This window comes from Brevibacterium sp. JSBI002, assembly GCF_026013965.1.
Taxonomy (GTDB): Bacteria; Actinomycetota; Actinomycetes; order Actinomycetales; family Brevibacteriaceae; genus Brevibacterium.
Genome location: NZ_CP110341.1, coordinates 3,175,365 through 3,194,250, shown reverse-complemented (window position 1 = coordinate 3,194,250; position 18,886 = coordinate 3,175,365). Strand labels below are relative to the sequence as shown.

The following is an 18,886-nucleotide window of genomic DNA, read 5'->3' as shown; positions in this document are numbered from 1 at the left end:
CTCCGGCTCGACATTGCCGCAGGCCTTGGGCAATGTGGACGGTATGGGTGGACGATCGAAGATCATCGGCTGGATTGTGGCCGGTCTCGTCGTCATGCTCGCACTGCTGACCGTGCTCATCGTGCGCAACACCACTCAACCGGAGCAGCCGGACCTCAGTCCGGTGGAAGTCACCCCCGAACCGACGGAGACCTCCAAGACCTCAGATTCAGACGCCGACAGCTCTGCCGACGAAGACTCGACTGACTCCTCCGACGACGGCGCCTCAGATGCCGCCGACTCAGATGCCGCCGACTCCGCAAACGAGGATTCGCGAGAACCTGAGGAGATCGAGCACTCCTACGAACCGGTGCCCAATCCGCCTCGTGAAGTCCCTGCCGCCGATGACGACGGCGACGGCGACGACGATGATGACGGGGACGACGACGGCGATGATGGGGACGACGATGACGACTGAACGGCGCGTCGGGCTGACCGTTCAGAACCGGTTGACCATCACCGTCGCCGCACTGTCCGTGCTCACCCTCTCCATCGTCGGACTCATCCTCTACACCGTCGAGTCGAGCAACGTCTCCAGTCGGATCACCGCCTCGATGTCCCAAGAGGTCGACGAGATGCGGACCTTCTCGGAGAACGGGATCGATCCGCAGACCGGTAAGCCGTTCACCTCCGTCGATGAGATCCTCAGCAATTTCCTCGCCCAGAACAGGCCAGATGAGGACGAGGTGCTGTTCGCGTTCCTCACCGACGGCCGCGTGCTCTATCAGGGCGAACCGGAAGGGCTGCTCGGGAGTTCGGGCGAATTCGAGAAGGCCGTTGCCGGTGCCGCCGAGACCGGCGGGGAGATCAGTCTGACGGTCGACGGCGTCGAGCACGAAGGATTCGTTCTGCCCATCACCGGCACCGAGGCGGGGGCGGGCACGACCACGGACACCCAGACCGCGCCCACCGATTCGACGAGCCGGACGAAGGGCGTCAGCGAGGTGGCGGGCGGAGCGGCCGCGACGAACGGGGCGGGCGCCTTCGTCGTCGTCCACAACGTCTCCGCCAGTCACTCCGACCTCGTGCAGTTCATGCAGATCTACGTCGTCGTCGCGCTCGCCGCCGCCCTGCTCATCGCGGGGCTCTCCTCGCTCCTGGCGCGCCGCCTGCTGTCACCCGTGACCGAGCTGAGGCGGACGGCGCAGTCGATATCCGGCGGTGACCTCAGCAGTCGCCTGGAGACGAAGGGCCACGATGACATCGCCGAACTCGGGCACACCTTCAACGAGATGCTCGACCGCCTCGAGTCGGCCTTCGAAGCTCAACGGCGCTTCCTCGACGACGTCGGGCACGAGCTGCGCACCCCGCTGACCATCCTCGGCGGTCACCTCGAGACGATGAATGCAGAGGACGTCGGAGACGTCGAGGAGACTCGGGCGATGCTGCTCGATGAGACGGATCGGATGGGTCGCCTCGTCGAGGAGCTGCTCCTGCTGGCACGTGCCCGACGTCCTGATTTCGTGCGCTTCGCCGAGGTGCACCTCAGCGGGGTAGTGTCCGACTCCCTGGCGAAGGCCAAGGGACTGGGAGACCGCGAATGGGGTCTCGAGGTTCCCGAATCGCTGAGCTTCCGCGGGGATCGACAGCGCCTGACGCAGGCGCTTCTGCAGCTGGCGTCCAATGCCGTCGAGCACACCGAGGAGGGTCAGAAGATCGTCTTCGGTGCCCGGGATGACTCCGAATCCGTGCACATCTGGGTCCGCGACGAAGGCAAGGGGGTGCCCGACGATATCGCCGAGGACATCTTCGACCGTTTCTGCCGTGGGTCGACCGACGGGGCCGGCTTCGGTCTGGGGCTGTCGATCATCTCCGCCATCGCCGAGGCGCACGGAGGCACGGTCGTGCTCGACCAGACCACCATCGGTGCACAGTTCCGCATGATCCTGCCGAAAGGACAGAAGTGAAGAGCATTCTCGTGATCGAGGACGAGGCGCGGATCTCCGCCTTCATCTCGAAGGGCCTGACCGCCGCCGGGTTCAATCCGCAGATCGCCGCCGACGGCCTCACCGGTCGAGATCTGGCATTGACCGGGGACTTCGCGCTTGTCATCCTCGACATCGGTCTGCCCGTCCTCGACGGCTTCACCGTACTCGGGCAGCTGCGTGAGCGGCGACCCGAACTGCCGGTGCTCGTGCTCACTGCCCGGGACAACCCGGACGACACGATCTACGCTCTCGAGTCCGGGGCGGTCGACTATATGATCAAGCCCTTCCGGTTCGCGGAGCTGCTGGCTCGGGTCCGGCTGCGGCTCAAGGAGAGCCCGCAGGAGCAGGAGGTCACGGAGCTCATCCGCGATGAGGTGCGCATCGACCTGCTCAAGCGGCAGGTGTGGGTCAGAGACCGTCTCGTCGAACTCTCGGCCCGGGAACTGTCCTTGGCCGAGATCCTGCTGCGCAACCGAGGCAACGTCCTCTCCCGCGAACAGCTGCTCTCTCATGTGTGGGGATTCGACTTCGACCCAGGCTCGAACGTCGTCGACGTCTACATCGGGTATCTGCGCAAGAAGCTCGGCTCCGATTTCGTCACCACCGTGCGGGGCTTCGGATACCGCGTGGACTGAACCTAAGATCTTTCTCATCCGCGTCTTAATCTCATCTTAATCACAGCCGACAAGCTGAGATGTATGAGACGACGATTGAGAATCGCACTGTTCTCCCACGACTCGCTGGGACTGGGCCACATCCGCCGCAACCGGGCTCTGGCCTTCGCCGTGGCCCGGGACCTGCCGGCGCTGACCGGCCGCGAGGTCTCCGGTCTGCTCATCGCCAGCAGTCCCGAGGCCACGCGATTCGACCTGCCTGACGGATGGGACTGGGTGATCCTGCCCGGAGTCACCCCTGCCCCCGGCGGTTACGTCCCGCGGTCACTCGCTTCCTCGATGCAGGGACTGCGGGCGCTGCGGGCGGCGGCGATCTCGGCAATCCTCGACCAGCAGCGACCTGAGCTCTTCATCGTCGACCGGCACCCCTTCGGCATCGGCGGTGAGCTCGCCGAGGCCATCGACCAGGTCCGCGGCCACGGCTGCCGCACGGTCCTCGGCCTACGCGAAGTCCTCGACACCCCATCCGTCATCGCTGCCGAATGGGAGAAGGTCGGAGGGTCCGCACGGGTGGCCGAATCCTTCGACGAAGTCTGGATCTACGGGGACCCGGACGTCTACGATCCCCGCTCCACCGGCGAAGTGCCCGCGGCCCTGGCAGCCAAAGCCATGACCACCGGCTACCTGTCTCAGGACCGCCCCGATGACGGCGGCGTTCTGGCGGCAGGCACCGAGGCGGCGAGTGACCTGACGGCAGACGTCGAGTCGGCAGGGACCGGAACCCAGCCCTTCGTCCTCACCTGCCTCGGCGGGGGATCCGATGGTGGCAGCCTCGCCTCGATCGCTGTGGACGCCGAACCGCCCGATGGTCACCGTCACCTCGTCGTCACCGGTCCGCAGATGGACACCGAGGAGTTCGAACGGCTGCGTGCCCGTGCCGGTGCGGCCACCACAGTCATCCGTCACTGCGATGACATCCCAGGACTCGTCGCCGCTGCCGACGCGGTCGTGTGCATGGGCGGTTACAACACTCTGGCCGAGCTCATGGCCACCGATACCCCCGCACTCGTCGTCCCCCGCAAGGGACACCGGGCCGAACAGCCCCGGCGGGCATTCGCCCTCGCCGCGGCCGGAGCGGTCGACGCTCTGACGATCGACAACCTCGACGCCGATGTTCTCAGCGAATGGTTCGCCGGCCAGGGCGGACGTCTCGCCGACCGCTCCCATATCGATCTCACCGGACTCTCGACCGTTCCCCGCCTGGCCGCTGAGCTCATCGCTGAGGCCCGCTCCGAACGACACGCGACGGTTGCCGACCTCACGACTGAACCGACTCCCGCGACCGCTGCGACCGCCGGAACGACCACCAGTTTCCCCACCGCACTCGAGGAGACCAGCCATGCTGTCTGAACAGACATCAACCAATTCGACACCGGCCACGCCGACTCCGCACCCACCGGCAACCCCGACCGCTCCGACGGAAAGACATCCCGGCCGCCGCGCCTACGTGCTCAAGATGTACCCGCGGTTCTCCGAGACCTTCATCGTCTCCGAGATCCTCGCCCGCGAAGCCGCCGGTGAAGACCTTGTGATCTTCTCCCTGCGCCCGAGCACGGATGCCCGCTTCCACCCCGAACTCGCCCGCGTCCGCGCCGAGGTCATCCACATCGACCGACCCTCGAGTGCCCGCAGCTTCTGGCAGACCTTCGCCGAGGCGGCAGCGGAACCGCGCGTGGCCGCGGCAGTGCCGGACCACCTCGGCGAGCTCATGGAACTCGGCCACGATGATGCGATCCAAGCTCTCACCCTCGCCCGGTTGGCCCTCGACCACGAGGTCACCCACCTGCACGCGCACTTCGCGTCGGTGTCGACGACCGTGGCCCGGGCCGCCTCGGCGCTGACAGGGATCCCGTACTCCTTCACCACGCATGCGAAGGACATCTTCCACGAGGATGTCGTGCTCACCGATCTGGCCCGCAAGACTGCGGACGCCGACCACGTCATCGCGATCAGCGATTTCAATCGCCGCTACCTGTCGCGGGTGCTAGGCCCTGAGCTGGCCGACCGGATCGTCGTCGTGCGCAACGGCCTCGAGATCGACCGCTTCCCCTACCGGCCCAAGCGGGGCGTGACGGGAGAGGTTCCCTCGCTGCTGGCCGTCGGCCGCCTCGTCGAGAAGAAGGGTTTCGCCCACCTCCTCAATGCGCTCGCCCGCCTGCGCAGCGAGGGCGCGACCTGCCGTCTGGACCTCGTGGGCACCGGCCCCCTCGAGGAGGAGCTGAGGACCCAGTCCCGCACGCTCGGACTCGACGGTCTCGTCGCCTTCCACGGAGCGCTGACCCAGGCCGAGGTCCGCGACATGCTCACCGACCACGACCTCCTCGTCTCCCCGTTCGTCATCGGCTCCGACGGCAACGCCGACGGACTGCCCACCGTGCTGCTCGAGGGCATGGCCACCGGAATTCCCTGCATCGCCGGGGCCGTCACCGCCGTGCCCGAGGTCATCGACCACGGCCGGACCGGGTGGCTCGTCGACGGCTCCGATGAGGCGAACATCGCCTCCACCATCGCCGAGGTGGCCGCCGCCCTCAGCGATGATCCGACCGCAATCCGTGCCGTCACCGATGCCGCCCGTGACCGGGTGTACCGGCTGCACGACTCGACCGTCCAGGCCGGGCAGCTCGGCCGACTGGCCGCCGCAGCCGCTGAGCGAGCGACCGACCGCGCCACAGCCCGCGTCGGCGACCGTGCCGCAGATCGGGCCACCGTTGCGACAGATGTCGCGACCCCACCGAGCGAGTCCGCGGCCACCGCCATCGCGACCGCCCGTGAAATGGAGTCAGTGTCATGAGAATCGCCTATGTCCTTCTCGACCCCGGCATCGGGGTCTTCGGCACCAAAGGTGCCAGCGTCCACGTCCAGGAAGTCGTGCGCACCTTCCGAACACTCGGCCATGAGGTCAGCGTCTTCTGCACCCGCACCGATGACGACGTGCCCGCCGACCTCGCCGACCTCGATGTCACCCGACTCGAGGTGCCGCGCGGACTCGACCGCTCCCAGCGTGAGATCGCTCTGCTGCGGCTGTCCGATATGCTCGCCGACCTGGTCACCGACACGGTGGCCGCCTCGGGGCAAGGGTTCGACCTCGTCTACGAACGGTATTCGCTGTTCTCCACCGCCGGTGCCCGGATCAGTCAGCGCCTCGATGTGCCGCTGGTCATGGAGGTCAATGCGCCCCTGCTGGAGGAGCAGCGGACACACCGTGGACTCGTTCACGCGGAACATGCTGCCCGTGCCACGGCGGCAAGCTTCGCCGGCGCCGAACGCATCGTGTGCGTGAGCGAACTCGTCGCCGACTGGGTCCGCACCGACTATCCCGGCCTCGACGACGTCAGCGTCGTCCCGAACGGAGTGAACACGGAACGGATCACTCCACGGTCAGATCACGGCCGCCTCGGCGGGCAAGGGAATGGAGCCCCCAGCGGTCGCGCGATACTGGAGGACCGCCTCGGTGCGGGACCTCCGAGTTCTCACGGTCCGGTGCGGATCGGGTTCGTCGGCACGCTCAAACCCTGGCACGGCACGGGCCGGCTCATCGCCGCCTGCGCCGGACTGGTTGGGGACTTCAGCGTCGACATCGTCGGCCACGGCCCCGAATCCGAGGCCCTGGAGCACCAGGTGCGCATGCTCGGGTTGGGTGGGCGTGTGCGCTTCCACGGTGCTCTGGCGCCCGAAGCCGTGCCGGAGGCGCTGCGCGAATTCGACATCGCTGTGGCCCCGTACCCGGCGGGGGAGAACTACTTCTCACCGTTGAAGGTCTACGAATACCTGGCCGCCGGACTGCCCGTCGTTGCATCGAGGGTCGGCGCGATCCCCGGCGTGCTCGCAGGAACCGGGGCCGCAATCCTCACCGATCCGGCCGACTCCGCAGATCTCACCCGCGCCCTGCAGAGACTCATCGATGACGCCGAACTGCGCGCGACGATGGGAGCATGCGCCCGGGCCGAGGCACTGACCAACCACTCCTGGATGCGTCGGTGCCAACAGATCCTCGCACCGGTGACCGGAACTGACGGCGACACAGCCGCCGGCGAAACCGGTGCCGGTCCCATCGCCGAGGGAACGTCCGGATCGGGACGGCGCCCCGCCTCGGCGGTGATCTCATGAGCGGCAAGAAGCTCACGGCCTCTGCGCTGAAGCGGACCCTGCGCATCATCCGCCCGCACCTGCGCCGGCACACGTGGCTGATCATCGGCGGGATGGCCGCGCTGCTGGCCGATGTCGTCTTCCGCATCCTCGAACCGTGGCCGATCAAGATCGCCGTCGACGCCGTCACCGCGGCCCTGGGCGCCCAGATCGCCCCGACCTTCGGCCTTGACGCCGGAGTCGGCACAACGCTCGCGGTCGTGGCCATCGGCCTGGCCGTCATCGTCGGCGGACGGGCAGCGGCGAACTACGCCTCGACGATCTGCTTCGCCCTCGTCGGCGCCCGCGTGGCCACCCAGCTGCGCTCACGGGTGTTCGATCACGTCCAATCCCTGTCGCTGCGCTACCACTCGAAAGCCTCGATCGGTGACACCTCACAACGGCTCGTCGGTGACATCGGACGGCTGCAGGAAGTCGCCGTCACCGCAGGGCTGCCCCTGGTCGGCAATGTCATCACGCTCGCCGTCCTGCTCGTCGTCATGGTCGTCCTCGACCCGGTGCTCAGCGCCATCGTGCTCGTCACGGCTGCGGTCTACGGACTGCTGTCGAAGGTGGCGACCCCGAAGATCACGAAGGCCTCCCGGTCCACCCGCAAGGGCGAGGGCCGACTGGTCGGATCCGCGGCCGAGGCGCTCGGAGCCATCCGCGTCGTCCAGGCCTACGGACTCGAGAAGACCGTCGCCCGCGATTTCGCCGACGGCAACGAACGCGCACTCAGAGCCGGGGTGCGGGCACGCCGTCTGGCCGCCGGGCTCGAGCGCTCCACGGATGTTCTCGTCGGCATCTCGCAGGCTCTCGTTCTCGCCTTCGGAGGGTGGCAGGTGCTGCGCGGAGCGATGTCCCCCGGCGACCTCGTCCTCTTCCTCCTCTACCTCAAGATCGCGATGAAACCGCTGCGGGACATGGCCAAATACACCGGCCGCATCGCCCGCGCGGCCGCCTCGGGGGAGAGGATCGCCGACCTCCTCGACGAACCCGTCGAGATCGCCGACGCCCCCGACGCCGTGTCCATGGGCCCGGTCTGCGGCGACGTCGTCTTCAACCGCATCACCTCGGCCGACGGGCACGGCAGGCCACTGTTCGACGAACTAGACCTGCTCATTCCGGCCGGACAGAAGGTCGGCATCCTCGGTGCCTCCGGAGCCGGAAAATCGACCCTGATGAGTTACCTGCTGAGGCTGTCGCAGCCGGACTCCGGGTCGATCTACCTTGACGGCTACGACACCCACAACGTCACCCGTGCCTCCCTACGGCAGAACGTGTCCGTCCTCCTCCAAGAGTCCGTGCTCTTCGCCGCGAGCGTGCGCGAGAACATCCGCTACGGCAGGCTCGACGCCACCGACGCCGAGGTGGTCGCCGCCGCCCGCGCTGCCCGTGCCGACGAGTTCATCCGCTCCCTTCCCGACGGCTACGACACCTCGCTCGGCAACCGCGGGGACACTCTCTCCGGCGGGCAGCGGCAGCGCCTGGCCATCGCTCGGGCGCTTGTCCGCGACGCCCCGGTCGTCGTCTTCGACGAAGCGACGACCGGACTCGATCCACAGACCCGCGCCGAGGTGGCCGACTCAGTGTCCGCGCTGACACAGGGTCGGACAAGCATCGTCATCAGCCACGACGTGGCGATGATCCGCGGACTCGACCGCGTGGTGTGGCTCGAGGATGGTCGGATCGTCGAGGACGGTGCGCCGAGCGAGCTGGCCGCTGCCGCGGACTCGCGCTTCGCCCGGTGGATCCGTTCGCAGGCCGACGAAGCCGATAGCGTGCCGGGGCGAACGGCGGAAGCGGCGCCAGCTGCGTCCGAGACGCCTGTCGTCGCAGATCCCCGTCCGACAGAGCCGCCCACCGTCGGCAGCGTGCCGAACTATGCAGGAGCCTCATCATGACCACAGCGATGTCCGACCTCGTGAACGACCTCGCAGACACGAGGTTCGCCCTGCTGCCCTATATCGATGAGCTGCGATCGGCCGAACGGCTCTCCCTGCGCCTCGGCTTCGCGGTCCGGCCCCATCGAATCCGCGTCAAACCGGGGCGGAGCGCCATCGTTGCGTGGCAGCGGGAGGAGCCCGGACGCCTCGGCGAGTTCGATGATTGGGGATTCACCGCGGTGATGACGAGTCCGGACAAGCTCGCCAATGCACGGCGGCGGGCCGCCCGGCACGGGCAGGAACTGATCGTCCACGAGGCGGCCGACCCGCGTTCGCCCGCCGCGACCGGTGCCTTGCTGGTCAGCGGCAGCGTGCTGGCCGACCCCAGGATCGGCAAACAGATTGCGCGGACGCTCGACCACCTCGGCGGGGACCTGACGATCATCGGATACAACCCCGCCAGGCGGCTGCTGCTCAAGCACACCCCCGTCGACGGGGCGCCGGAATTCGTGCGGATCACCGCCGAATCCCAGATCCACCTCGCCGAGGCGGCCGACCGTTGGCAGCGCACGCAGCTGCCGAGCCTGCCGGTCGAGTTCGTCGGCGGACGTGGGACTGCACTCGTTCGCCGTGGTGGGGGACCGGTGACCTGAGCGATCACCCGGATCCGAACGTCGCTGAAGAGGTCGGCGTGATCATCGCCGAACTGCACAGAAGCGGTGTGCCTGACAACGTCGGCGGCCCGGCAGGCGAGGTGGGCGCTTCGGCGGAGGCGGACCGCGCGCTCGGCTCTCCGCTCGACCAACTCGAGACCATCAGCCGGTCGCTGGTTCGTCTGCTCCCGGAACGAGAGGCTGACATCTCCGGACTCCTCGCCGAACTGAGCGGCCGCCTCGGGCCTAGCCGGGGATTCGGGCCGAGCCGGGGATTCGAACCGGACAGGGAACTGCGGGAGATCCACGGGGACCTCAGCCCTGACCAGGTGCTTCTGGCGAATTCCGAGTGCCGGATCATCGATCTGGACCGGTCAGGGTGGGGACCGATCGGGATGGACCTGGGGCGGTGGATCGCTGCCTGCCGCTTCGATCCCCGGGTGCACCAACTAGAGCGACCTTTCATCGCTGGTTATCGTTCCTCCGGCGGCGAGGAGACCGACCTCGGCGCCTGGACGGCGTGGGCGATGCTCGTGGCCGGACTCGAACCCTGGCGCAGCTGCTCCGTGACTTGGAGGGACGAGACGATGCGGATCATCGACCTCGCGGGCTCCGCACTGCGTGAGGACTCCCCGACGATGGGGGTCGCACCATGACAGTGGCGAAGCAGATCGTGACGGAACAGGCTGCGACGAAGTGGGGCGCGACCCTGCATATCCCCGACGCGGTCACGATCGACGGACAGGACTGGACGGTGCGCCGAGCCTGGCCGGCAGGAGACGGCCGTATCGCGTGGGAGGCTTCTCTTCCTGGCCAGGGGATCCGGGTCGGCTATCTCGAGCAACACGGGGTGACGGTCCTCGACGCTGACCGTGACCCGAAGCTGCCGGGACTCTCCAGGCTGCTCGCAGACGGAGGCCGACTGGTCTCCCACCGTCCGGGCAAACGCGCCGTCGTCTGTCTGCCCGACGGCAGCTTCGCCAAATGCGTGCGCGAAGGAAAGGCTTCCGGCGTCATCGCGGGACAGCGTCGAGCGGTAGGGTTCCTTCCCGGTTTCACCCTCCCGCAGGTGCTCAGTTCGGATTCTTCGACCGTCGTGCTCAGCGTGGTGCCCGGAGTCGAACTCCACGATCCTGCGAGGCTCGGCGCGGATTGGTCACGCGCCTGGGCCGAGTCCCTCGACGCCTGGGCTCAGGCAGAGTCATATCCGACCAATACCGTGACAGCGGCTGCGACGGATTTGGCGACCCCGATGCCGTTTCATCGGGCCGCGGAGGAGTTCGAGGTGCTCCGAACATGGCGTGAGCGCGCCCGTCCCCTGCTCGAGACCGCGCGGAATGGGCGGGGGGAGACTCTGCTCGCCGAGGTGGACGAACTCATCGCAGAGGTCACGGTCGCACTCGACGACGGGGCCGCTTCGCCGAGGGACGGAATGATCGGGCTCATCCACCGGGACCTGCACGACAAGCAGATCATGTGGGATCCGGTCTCCGGACCGGGGCTGCTCGACGTCGATACGGCGTGCCGGGGCGAACGGGCGCTCGATCTCGGCAACCTGCGCGCGCATGCCCGGTGGCGTATCGAGCAGGGACTGTGGACCTCCGCCGAGGCGGCCGTGGTCATCGATGAGATCGCCCGGGTCGCCTCGGCGGTGGGGATCGACCCGGCCAGGGTCAGCGCATACGAACAGGCCACCCTCATTCGGCTCGCCTGTGTCTATGCTTTCCGGCCCGCTTGGAGCAACCGGATCGGGTGGCTGCTCGCTGCGGCGCGGTGACCTCACTCCGCGGTGCTGCGGCGTGCGTCTCCCCAGATATCGACACCGGAGTCGACGGCGAACTCGTCGATTGCCGCGAGCTCTTCATCGCTCAACGGCGCCGCGTCGAGAGCCGCGACATTGTGCTCGAGCTGTTCGACGCGGCTGGCCCCGATGACCAGCGAGGACACCCGCTCATCGCGCAGCGCCCAGGCCAGAGCCAGCTGCGCCAGGGACTGACCGCGGGCAGAAGCGATGTCGTTCAGCGACCGAATCCGGGCGAGGTTGTCTGCGCTTAGGAACCCGTCCTTGAACGACGGCTTCGACTTGCCTGCGCGCGAATCGTCGGGAACCCCACCGAGGTACTTGTCCGTGAGCAGGCCCTGCGCCAGCGGGGAGAAGCAGATGACGCCGAGTCCTTCGTCGTTCGTGGTCTCGAGCAGCCCGTCGTCTTCGATCCACCGGTTGAACATCGAGTACGACGGTTGGTGGATGAGCAGGGGAGTGCCCAGGTCGCGGGCGATCTGCGAGGCCCGGGCCGTATCGGCGGCGGAGTATGAGGAGATCCCGGCGTAGAGCGCGCGACCGGAGCGCACTGCGGTGTCGAGTGCGCCGATGGTCTCCTCGAGCGGCGTCGAGGCATCGGGGCGGTGTGAGTAGAAGATGTCGACATAGTCGAGGCCGAGTCGGCGCAGTGACGCATCGAGGCTGGCCAGGAGGTATTTGCGACTGCCGCCGGGGCCGCCGTACGGGCCGGGGTGCATGTTCCAGCCGGCCTTCGTCGAGATGATGAGCTCATCGCGGTAGGGGTGGAGGTCTTCGCGCAGCAGCCGACCGAAATTCGTCTCCGCCGATCCTGGGGGAGGACCGTAGTTGTTCGCCAGGTCGAAGTGCGTGATGCCCATGTCGAAGGCGCGACGAACGATATCGCGCTGGTTCTGGAAGGCGACATCGTCGCCGAAGTTATGCCACAGTCCCAGTGACAACGCAGGCAGGACGAGCCCGGATCGGCCGACGGGGCGGAAGGTCATCGAGTCGTAGCGGTTCTCGGCGGCTAGGTACACACGGACTCCCTGGGGGTGAGTGGAAGAGGTCGATGCCCAGCTTACGGGCGTGCGGCCAGCGTGCACACGCAGGCGCGATTGCCGTCGGCGTCGGCGAGGACGGTGAATGACGGCGCCTGGGACTCGTCGACGATCGTGCCTCCGGCGTCGACCGCGGCCTTGATCCGCTCCGGCGCGACCGCCGCGGGTACGGAGACATCGACGTGCAGACGCTGGTGCGGAACCTCGTGTTCCTCGCAGTCCTGGAACCACAGAAGCGGCATCTGACCGGAGGGGTCGACGACGTCGGGTCCGGAGACGTTGCTCGCTTCCCCGGTCAGGAGCGCCGCCCAGAACGGGGCGATGGCGTCCTGGTTCGCGGTGTCGAGGCCGAGTTCGAGCAGTGTCGGGATGGTCGGGTCCGCCTTCACCCCCGCCGAGGCGGCCGCCTCGCTGATCTGCCCGGCGAGGTTGAGGTCGCGTTCGGTCACCGCACCGGTGTCGTGGCTGGTCAGGCGGATGCCGACGTGAGGGAAAGTGAGCGTGACATCGGGATGGTGGCCGGCCGCCTCGGCGAGGGACCCGATCTCAGCCACGAGATCAAGCCCGGTGGCGAAGTCGCCGGTGAGGAACCGGGCGCCGATGCAGTCCGGCAGCCCCTGCCAGTCACTGAGCCCTTGGGAGTCGAGTGCGTCGAGCAGCTTCTGTCCGGTATATGCAGTCATGGCTTCATGCTAGGGACTTCTCCCTCCTGCGTGAACCCCTCGTTCCCGATACCCGCGGGCAGGGGCGCAACGTTGCCCGATCTCGGACGAACGCTTTACTCCCGCCGTTCAAGCCGGGGCGCAGATATGTCGTGGTCGACGACGTCATATTCGCGGCGTCGCTTGATCGAGGGAAGGGAGCGCTTGAAAGTGAGCGAGCGCTTGAGCGAGGGCGCGAGAGCGATGCTGACCGAGGGGACGGGCACCGCAAAATAGACCAGTGGTCTTGATTTAGTGGTGTGTCCTGTGCCTCAATGGTGGTGTGACGAAATTCCATGCCATCCGCGACCAGCTCCTCGACCGCCTCGAGGACATGGCCGCCGGTGAGCAGTTCCCGCCGGAACGCCAGCTCGCCGAGACGCTCGGCATCTCGCGGATGACCCTGCGCCGCGCCATCGACGAACTCGTCGCCAAGGGCATGGTCCGCAGGCGACACGGCACGGGCGTCTTCGCGCTTGGGCCGAAACTCGACCAACCGCTGGCCGCGAGCTCTTTCACCGAGGATATGCTCGCCCGCGGAATGCGTCCCGGATCCCATATCCTCAGCTTCGACGTCGCCGAGGCGGGCGCGCACATCGCTCGTCGACTCCACATCTCCGAAGGCGATGACGTCATCGCGATCCTGCGCATGCGCCTGGCCGATGACGAACCGATCGCTCTCGAGGAACTCCACGTCCCCTCGGCTCTCGTCCCGGGTCTGAGCCCAGGCGACCTCGAGGACCAGTCCTTCTACGATCTGCTGCGCCGGAACTTCGGCATTAGCCTCAACCACAGCGTGCAGACGATCGAGCCCACCCTCCTCGACGCCGGCGAAGCTCACCACCTCGGCGTCGAAGAACTCTCACCTGCCCTGCTGTTCGAACGCATCTCCCGCGGTGCCGATGACCGCCCCTTCGAGTTCGTTCGCTCGGTCTACCGCGGCGACCGCTACAAAGTCCGCACCGAACTCACCGTCCCCGCTCCGGCCGCATCCGGGGCCGCCCCCACCGGCACCGCTCCCGCCACCGTCACCGACCACACAGGAGGAACGCAGCCATGATCATCGCCGGACTCATGACCGGAACCTCCGCCGACGGCCTCGACCTCGTCATCGCCGAGTTCATGCCCGACCCCATCAGCGACACGGAACCCACCCCCAGCTTCGACCTCGTCGGCGCGGACCCCACCACCCTGACCGTGCGGATCCTCGCCGAACGCGAAACCCCATTCGACGACCAGCTCTCCGCCGACATCCTTCGCCTCCTCGAACCGGCAGATCTGCCGTTGTCACTGGTCAGCAGCGTCGACGCCCGGCTCGGCCGATTCTGCGCCGACGCCCTGTCCGAACTCTGCGCCGACCACGACTTGACCCCTGACCTCGTCGTCTCCCACGGACAGACCGTCCGCCACGACATCACCGACGGCCAGGTCACTTCGACCCTCCAGCTGGGACAGCCGGCTTTCATAGCAGAACGACTCGGTGTTCCCGTGCTCTCCGATGTCCGCTCCCGCGATGTCGCTGCAGGGGGACAGGGCGCACCACTCGTCGGGCTGCTCGACTGCCTCCTGCTCTCCGAGGCCGAGGCTCCGACCGCGGTGCTCAACCTCGGCGGAATCGCGAACATCACCGTCATCACTCCCGGCCAGGACCCGATCGCCTTCGATACGGGCCCGGCCAACGCCCTCATCGATATTCTCGCCCGCCGCATCACCGACGGCCGGCAGAGCTATGACCGCGACGGCGCGCTCGCCGCTGCAGGCACCGTCGACGCGGACCTGCTCACCGAGCTCCTCACCGAACCCTTCTACGCACGGCCCGCCCCGAAATCGACGGGCAAGGAACTCTTCCACGCCGCCTATCTCGACTCGTACCTCGAATCCCACCCCCACCTCGGCGAGCATGATCAGATCGCCACGGTCACCGAGCTGACCGCGCGCACCATCGCCGAGGCGGTCCGCGAGCACGATGCCACCACCGTCATCGCCTCGGGAGGTGGGACGAGGAACCCGGAGCTGATGCGCCGCCTCGGCGAGGAATTGGATGAGGGCATCGTTCTCACCAGCACGGATGAGGCTTTCGGTCTGCCGGAAGGCAGCAAGGAAGCGCTCCTCATGGCGCTCATCGGGTGGCTGAGCTGGCACGGACTCGACGGCACGCAGCCCAGTCTGACCGGGGCGATCGGACCGCGCATCGCGGGCCGGTTCACTCCCGGCGAGGGACCGCTCCGTCTGCCCGAACCCCTCCACCGACGACCCACCCGACTGAGACTGGCCGACTGAACCGCGGCCGCCACCGGCAACGCCCGCCCGGCCACACGAACAAACGCACCTCCTGACCACCGACCACCCGACACACTCCACACCCCCAACAAGGAGAAACCAATGCAGATCATCGACCTCCTGGTGATCGTCGCCTATCTCGTCGCAACGGCGTGGCTGGGACTGGCACTGAGCGGAAAGCAGAGCAGCCTCAAGGGCTACTTCCTCGGCGGGCGCGACCTGCCGTGGTGGGCCGTCTGCCTGTCCGTCGTCGCCACCGAGACGAGCGCGCTCACCGTCATCGGCATCCCCGTCATGAGCTACCTCGGCGACCTCAACTACCTTCAGCTGGGACTCGGCTACATCGTCGGACGCGTCATCGTCGCCTACTTCATGCTCCCGCGCTACTACGACGGTGAGATGATCACCGCCTACGCCTACCTGGGCAAGCGCTTCGGCCAGTCGACGCAGACCACGGCCGGCGTGACGTTCCTCTTCACCCGCCTGCTCGCCGACGGCATCCGAGTGCTCGCCGCGGCCATCCCGCTCAAGGTCATCCTCGACGGACTCGGCATCCACACGAACTACTTCGTCATCATCGTCGTCCTTTCGCTCGTCACGATCGTGTATACGTTCATCGGCGGCATCAAGGCAGTCGTCTGGGTCGACGTGGCACAGATGATCCTCTATGTCCTCGGCGGGATCCTCGCGATCATCATCGTCTCCGCGTCGATCGGCGGCGGGTGGTTCGCCGAGGCGGTCGACGCCGGAAAGACGAACCTCTTCGTCTTCGAGGGTAACCCGATCAACGCTGCGAACTCGTTCATTCCGTCGGTGCTCGGCGGCGCCGTGTTCGCGATGGCCTCCCACGGTTCCGATCAGCTCATCGTGCAGCGCCTGCTGTCGTGCCGGTCGAAGCTCGAGGCGCAGAAGGCCCTCATCACCTCCGGATTCGTCGTGGTCGTCCAGTTCGCGATCTTCCTCTTCGTCGGCCTGGCTCTCTGGGCGTACTACGACCATGCGCTGCCTGCCGACCTCGGCCTGACCCGCGACGACGAGATCTTCCCGCTGTTCATCATCGAGGGCCTGCCCACAGGAATCTCCGGACTGCTGCTGGCCGGCATCCTCGCGGCAGCGATGTCGACGCTGTCCTCGTCGCTGTCGGCCCTGTCGTCCTCGACGGTCAACGACGTCTACGCGAAGCTCAAGCGCACCCCGATGACCGACGAACAGGGATTCAAAGTCGGCCGCTGGGCGACGATCGGCTGGGGTATCGCGTTCATCCTGCCCGCCACGATCTTCGAATCCGACTCCGGCAACATCGTCATCCTCGCCCTCGGCATCGCCGGCATCACGTACGGCGGTCTGCTTGGCGCGTTCGTCTTCGGCATCGTCAACAAACGAGCCCGTGCCGTCGACGCGAACATCGCCTTCGCCCTGGCCGTGGCCGTCAACACGTTCTTCTTCGTCATGGAGAAGTACGTCACCGGCGAGGTGTGGGTGGCGTGGCAGTGGTACCCGCTGCTCGGCGTCATCGTCACCTTCATCGTCGGCGGCCTGCTCGGTCTTCGCCACACGACCAAAGTCGAAGAGCCCACCATCGCCGAGGTGGAAGGAAGCCCCCGTCCATGACTTCCTCCCAGCCGGGCTCAGCCCGCCCGACCTCGCCGACGTCGGAAACGGCACCGCCGACGTCGGCTGGACGACCGCTGTCCCCGACCGAACAGCGCAATTCGGCGAGCTCCGGACTCGACGACCTCGACACGCTCGGGGTCTTGCGGGTCCTCAACGCCGAAGATCACGCCGTCATCGACGCGGTGGCCGCAGCCCTGCCGCAGCTGGCCGAACTCGTCGACATTGCCGCTGACCGCATGCGCCGAGGCGGCCGCGTCCACTACTTCGGCGCAGGTACCTCGGGGAGGTTGGGCGTCCTCGATGCCAGCGAGCTCCTGCCGACGTTCAATCTCGAACCAGGGCGGGTCATCGGGCACATCGCCGGCGGTCAGGCTGCTTTGGTCAATGCGGTGGAGAACGCCGAGGACTCCGGGGCTGACGGATCCGCGGCCGGTGCCGAGCTCGGACCCGACGATGTGGCCATCGGCATCGCCGCGAGCGGGTCGACCCCGTACGTCGGCGGGGCGCTCGACGCGGCGCGAGCCAACGGCGCCCACGCTGTGCTCATCTCGAACAACCCGCACGCCACTCTGGCCGACAAAGCTGATGACCACATCGTGCTCGACACCGGCCCCGAGGTGATCACCGGATCGACCAGGCTCAAGGCCGGCACCGCGCAGAAGCTCACCCTCAACGGGTTCTCGACTGCGCTCATGGTCGCCCTCGGACGCACCTGGGACAACCTCATGGTCTCGGTTGTCGCCACGAACGCGAAGCTGCGCGAACGCACTGTGCGCATCCTCCGCGAGGCCGCTGACCTGGGCGATGCCGACGCGCGAGCTCTGCTCGAGCGCTGCGATGGCGATCTCAAGACCGCCATCGTCGTCTCCTTCACCGAGGCGGCCCCCGCCCTGGCTGTGTCGACCCTGGAGTCCCATGACGGATCGGTCAGGGACGCGATCGCCGAGCTTGTGGGGACGAAGACGCCGGATGGCTCGGACGACGGAACGGACTCGGAAGGTTCCGGCCCGGGTACCGTGGGCGCATGAGCCTGATCCTCGGCATCGACATCGGCGGCACCGGCAGCCGTGGCGCGCTCGGCGAGGTCGATGAAGCGAGCGACCATCGCCGCGAACACGGCCCTTCCGACGCGCTCCCCAGCCTACGCATCGTCGACCAGATCGCCGGACCGCGCATCGAGATCGGGCCGAGCGGCAGCAACGTCATGTCCGTCGTTCGCGATCTCGTGAAATCTGCCGCAGAGACGTGGCCCGATCGCTTCTCCGAGGTCAGCGGCATCGGCATCGGTGCGACCGGGATCGCCTCTCTCGCCGAGGATCCTGCCGAAGTCCTCCCCGAGATCTCGGCCGAGTACGGCGTGCCGGCGGTCGCCGCCATCGATGCCGTGACAGCTCATCTCGGCGCCCTCGGTGGGAGTGGCGGGGCGATCACCGTGCTCGGCACCGGAGCGATCGCCATCGCCCACCCCGGGCCGGACGCGGCTGGCCACTGGTCAGCCGAATGGTCAAGAGCCGATGGTTGGGGACACCTCTTCGGCGATCGCGGGGGAGGAGCGTGGCTGGGACGCCATGGTCTCGAACTCGCTCTGCGCACTCGCGACGGCATCGACGAACGAGGTCGTGCGCTGCTCTTCGCGGCCACCAGACGATTCGGCCCACCCGCCTCGTGGCCGGGTCAGTTCTATACCCGCAGCGACCGGGCCGGACTCCTCGCCGAATTCGCTGTCGACATCGCCGAGACTGCCCGCTCCGGCGACACAGCATCGGCCGACCTGCTCCGCAGTGCGGGAAGAGAAGCCGCGCGCAGCGCCGTCGCCGCGCGAGCAGCTCACCGTGTCGACGCTTCGTTGACCTCGGCTCCCGCTGACGCTGTCCCGCGCTCTGACGCCACAGGTGCGGATAACCGAGCCACTGATAAGCCCGTACACATCACGCTCACCGGGGGAGTCGCGGCCGCGGGGAGCCACCTCGTCGAGGGATTCCGCACCGAAGCCGCACGACTTGATCCGACCATCACCGTCGTCGAGCCCGCAGGCGGACCGCTCGATGGGGCACTCACTCTGGGCCACCTCGGTGCCGGTGGGAGACTCAGCGCGCAGGACCGGGTCATCTGGACCTGACAAGGTGTCAATCAACGCGAAGCTCG

17 protein-coding genes are annotated in these 18,886 nt (G+C 67.5%); 15 read left to right on the top strand and 2 right to left on the bottom strand.

Annotation, left to right across the window (positions count from 1 at the left end; translation table 11 throughout):
• The first annotated feature begins 43 nt into the window (after window positions 1-43).
• The 10 genes from LJ362_RS14535 to LJ362_RS14490 all read left to right on the top strand — a co-directional run bounded on the left by LJ362_RS14535 (window position 44) and on the right by LJ362_RS14490 (window position 11,082).
• The gene (locus LJ362_RS14535; protein WP_264799742.1) at window positions 44-457 is read left to right on the top strand and encodes a hypothetical protein; all 414 of its coding nucleotides are present in this window, start codon (window positions 44-46) and stop codon (window positions 455-457) included.
• Entirely contained in the window at window positions 366-1,946 is a 1,581-nt protein-coding gene (locus LJ362_RS14530; protein WP_264799741.1) for a sensor histidine kinase, read from the top strand. Before LJ362_RS14535 ends, LJ362_RS14530 begins: the two co-directional genes overlap by 92 nt.
• On the top strand, window positions 1,943-2,602 hold the full coding sequence (locus LJ362_RS14525; protein WP_264799740.1) for a response regulator transcription factor: 660 nt from the start codon (window positions 1,943-1,945) through the stop codon (window positions 2,600-2,602). Before LJ362_RS14530 ends, LJ362_RS14525 begins: the two co-directional genes overlap by 4 nt.
• Window positions 2,603-2,677: 75 nt before the next feature.
• Window positions 2,678-3,991, top strand: a complete 1,314-nt coding sequence (locus LJ362_RS14520; RefSeq protein ID WP_264799739.1) for a glycosyltransferase family protein — start codon at window positions 2,678-2,680, stop codon at window positions 3,989-3,991.
• Window positions 3,981-5,432 (top strand): glycosyltransferase family 4 protein, encoded by a 1,452-nt coding sequence (locus LJ362_RS14515; protein ID WP_264799738.1) that lies wholly within the window; start codon window positions 3,981-3,983, stop codon window positions 5,430-5,432. Before LJ362_RS14520 ends, LJ362_RS14515 begins: the two co-directional genes overlap by 11 nt.
• Window positions 5,429-6,748 (top strand): glycosyltransferase family 4 protein, encoded by a 1,320-nt coding sequence (locus LJ362_RS14510; protein WP_264799737.1) that lies wholly within the window; start codon window positions 5,429-5,431, stop codon window positions 6,746-6,748. The genes LJ362_RS14515 and LJ362_RS14510 overlap by 4 nt, the downstream gene beginning before the upstream one ends.
• Entirely contained in the window at window positions 6,745-8,670 is a 1,926-nt protein-coding gene (locus LJ362_RS14505; RefSeq protein ID WP_264799736.1) for an ABC transporter ATP-binding protein, read from the top strand. The genes LJ362_RS14510 and LJ362_RS14505 overlap by 4 nt, the downstream gene beginning before the upstream one ends.
• Window positions 8,667-9,305 carry a hypothetical protein gene (locus tag LJ362_RS14500; protein WP_264799735.1) on the top strand — a complete coding sequence of 213 codons (639 nt, stop codon included), beginning with the start codon at window positions 8,667-8,669 and terminating at the stop codon, window positions 9,303-9,305. The genes LJ362_RS14505 and LJ362_RS14500 overlap by 4 nt, the downstream gene beginning before the upstream one ends.
• Entirely contained in the window at window positions 9,212-9,961 is a 750-nt protein-coding gene (locus LJ362_RS14495) for a phosphotransferase (RefSeq protein WP_264799734.1), read from the top strand. The genes LJ362_RS14500 and LJ362_RS14495 overlap by 94 nt, the downstream gene beginning before the upstream one ends.
• Before the next feature lie 17 nt (window positions 9,962-9,978).
• Window positions 9,979-11,082, top strand: a complete 1,104-nt coding sequence (locus LJ362_RS14490) for a phosphotransferase (RefSeq protein WP_264799733.1) — start codon at window positions 9,979-9,981, stop codon at window positions 11,080-11,082.
• Window positions 11,083-11,084: 2 nt separating this feature from the next.
• Here LJ362_RS14490 and mgrA read toward each other — a convergent pair whose 3' ends face one another.
• Window positions 11,085-12,125 (bottom strand): L-glyceraldehyde 3-phosphate reductase, encoded by a 1,041-nt coding sequence (mgrA, locus tag LJ362_RS14485; protein ID WP_264799732.1) that lies wholly within the window; start codon window positions 12,123-12,125, stop codon window positions 11,085-11,087.
• A gap of 41 nt (window positions 12,126-12,166) precedes the next feature.
• The gene (locus LJ362_RS14480; RefSeq protein WP_264799731.1) at window positions 12,167-12,829 is read right to left on the bottom strand and encodes a VOC family protein; all 663 of its coding nucleotides are present in this window, start codon (window positions 12,827-12,829) and stop codon (window positions 12,167-12,169) included.
• Window positions 12,830-13,130: 301 nt separating this feature from the next.
• On the opposite strand from LJ362_RS14480, the gene LJ362_RS14475 reads away from it, so the two are divergent.
• The 5 genes from LJ362_RS14475 to LJ362_RS14455 all read left to right on the top strand — a co-directional run bounded on the left by LJ362_RS14475 (window position 13,131) and on the right by LJ362_RS14455 (window position 18,860).
• Window positions 13,131-13,907 carry a GntR family transcriptional regulator gene (locus LJ362_RS14475; RefSeq protein ID WP_264799730.1) on the top strand — a complete coding sequence of 259 codons (777 nt, stop codon included), beginning with the start codon at window positions 13,131-13,133 and terminating at the stop codon, window positions 13,905-13,907.
• Window positions 13,904-15,127 (top strand): anhydro-N-acetylmuramic acid kinase, encoded by a 1,224-nt coding sequence (locus tag LJ362_RS14470; RefSeq protein ID WP_264799729.1) that lies wholly within the window; start codon window positions 13,904-13,906, stop codon window positions 15,125-15,127. The genes LJ362_RS14475 and LJ362_RS14470 overlap by 4 nt, the downstream gene beginning before the upstream one ends.
• Before the next feature lie 102 nt (window positions 15,128-15,229).
• Window positions 15,230-16,738 (top strand): sodium:solute symporter, encoded by a 1,509-nt coding sequence (locus LJ362_RS14465; RefSeq protein WP_264799728.1) that lies wholly within the window; start codon window positions 15,230-15,232, stop codon window positions 16,736-16,738.
• Window positions 16,735-17,769, top strand: a complete 1,035-nt coding sequence (gene murQ / locus LJ362_RS14460) for an N-acetylmuramic acid 6-phosphate etherase (protein ID WP_264799727.1) — start codon at window positions 16,735-16,737, stop codon at window positions 17,767-17,769. Before LJ362_RS14465 ends, murQ begins: the two co-directional genes overlap by 4 nt.
• Entirely contained in the window at window positions 17,766-18,860 is a 1,095-nt protein-coding gene (locus LJ362_RS14455) for a BadF/BadG/BcrA/BcrD ATPase family protein (RefSeq protein WP_264799726.1), read from the top strand. Before murQ ends, LJ362_RS14455 begins: the two co-directional genes overlap by 4 nt.
• Window positions 18,861-18,886 lie beyond the last annotated feature (26 nt).

Excerpts from the sequence above, each read along its gene's own strand:
- LJ362_RS14535 (WP_264799742.1), top strand. The coding sequence starts at position 44 with ATGGGTGGACGATCGAAGATCATCGGCTGGATTGTGGCCGGTCTCGTC.
- LJ362_RS14515 (WP_264799738.1), top strand. The coding sequence starts at position 3,981 with ATGCTGTCTGAACAGACATCAACCAATTCGACACCGGCCACGCCGACT.
- LJ362_RS14510 (WP_264799737.1), top strand. The coding sequence starts at position 5,429 with ATGAGAATCGCCTATGTCCTTCTCGACCCCGGCATCGGGGTCTTCGGC.
- LJ362_RS14505 (WP_264799736.1), top strand. The coding sequence starts at position 6,745 with ATGAGCGGCAAGAAGCTCACGGCCTCTGCGCTGAAGCGGACCCTGCGC.
- LJ362_RS14500 (WP_264799735.1), top strand. The coding sequence starts at position 8,667 with ATGACCACAGCGATGTCCGACCTCGTGAACGACCTCGCAGACACGAGG.
- LJ362_RS14480 (WP_264799731.1), bottom strand. The coding sequence starts at position 12,829 with ATGACTGCATATACCGGACAGAAGCTGCTCGACGCACTCGACTCCCAA.
- LJ362_RS14470 (WP_264799729.1), top strand. The coding sequence starts at position 13,904 with ATGATCATCGCCGGACTCATGACCGGAACCTCCGCCGACGGCCTCGAC.
- LJ362_RS14465 (WP_264799728.1), top strand. The coding sequence starts at position 15,230 with ATGCAGATCATCGACCTCCTGGTGATCGTCGCCTATCTCGTCGCAACG.
- murQ (WP_264799727.1), top strand. The coding sequence starts at position 16,735 with ATGACTTCCTCCCAGCCGGGCTCAGCCCGCCCGACCTCGCCGACGTCG.
- LJ362_RS14455 (WP_264799726.1), top strand. The coding sequence starts at position 17,766 with ATGAGCCTGATCCTCGGCATCGACATCGGCGGCACCGGCAGCCGTGGC.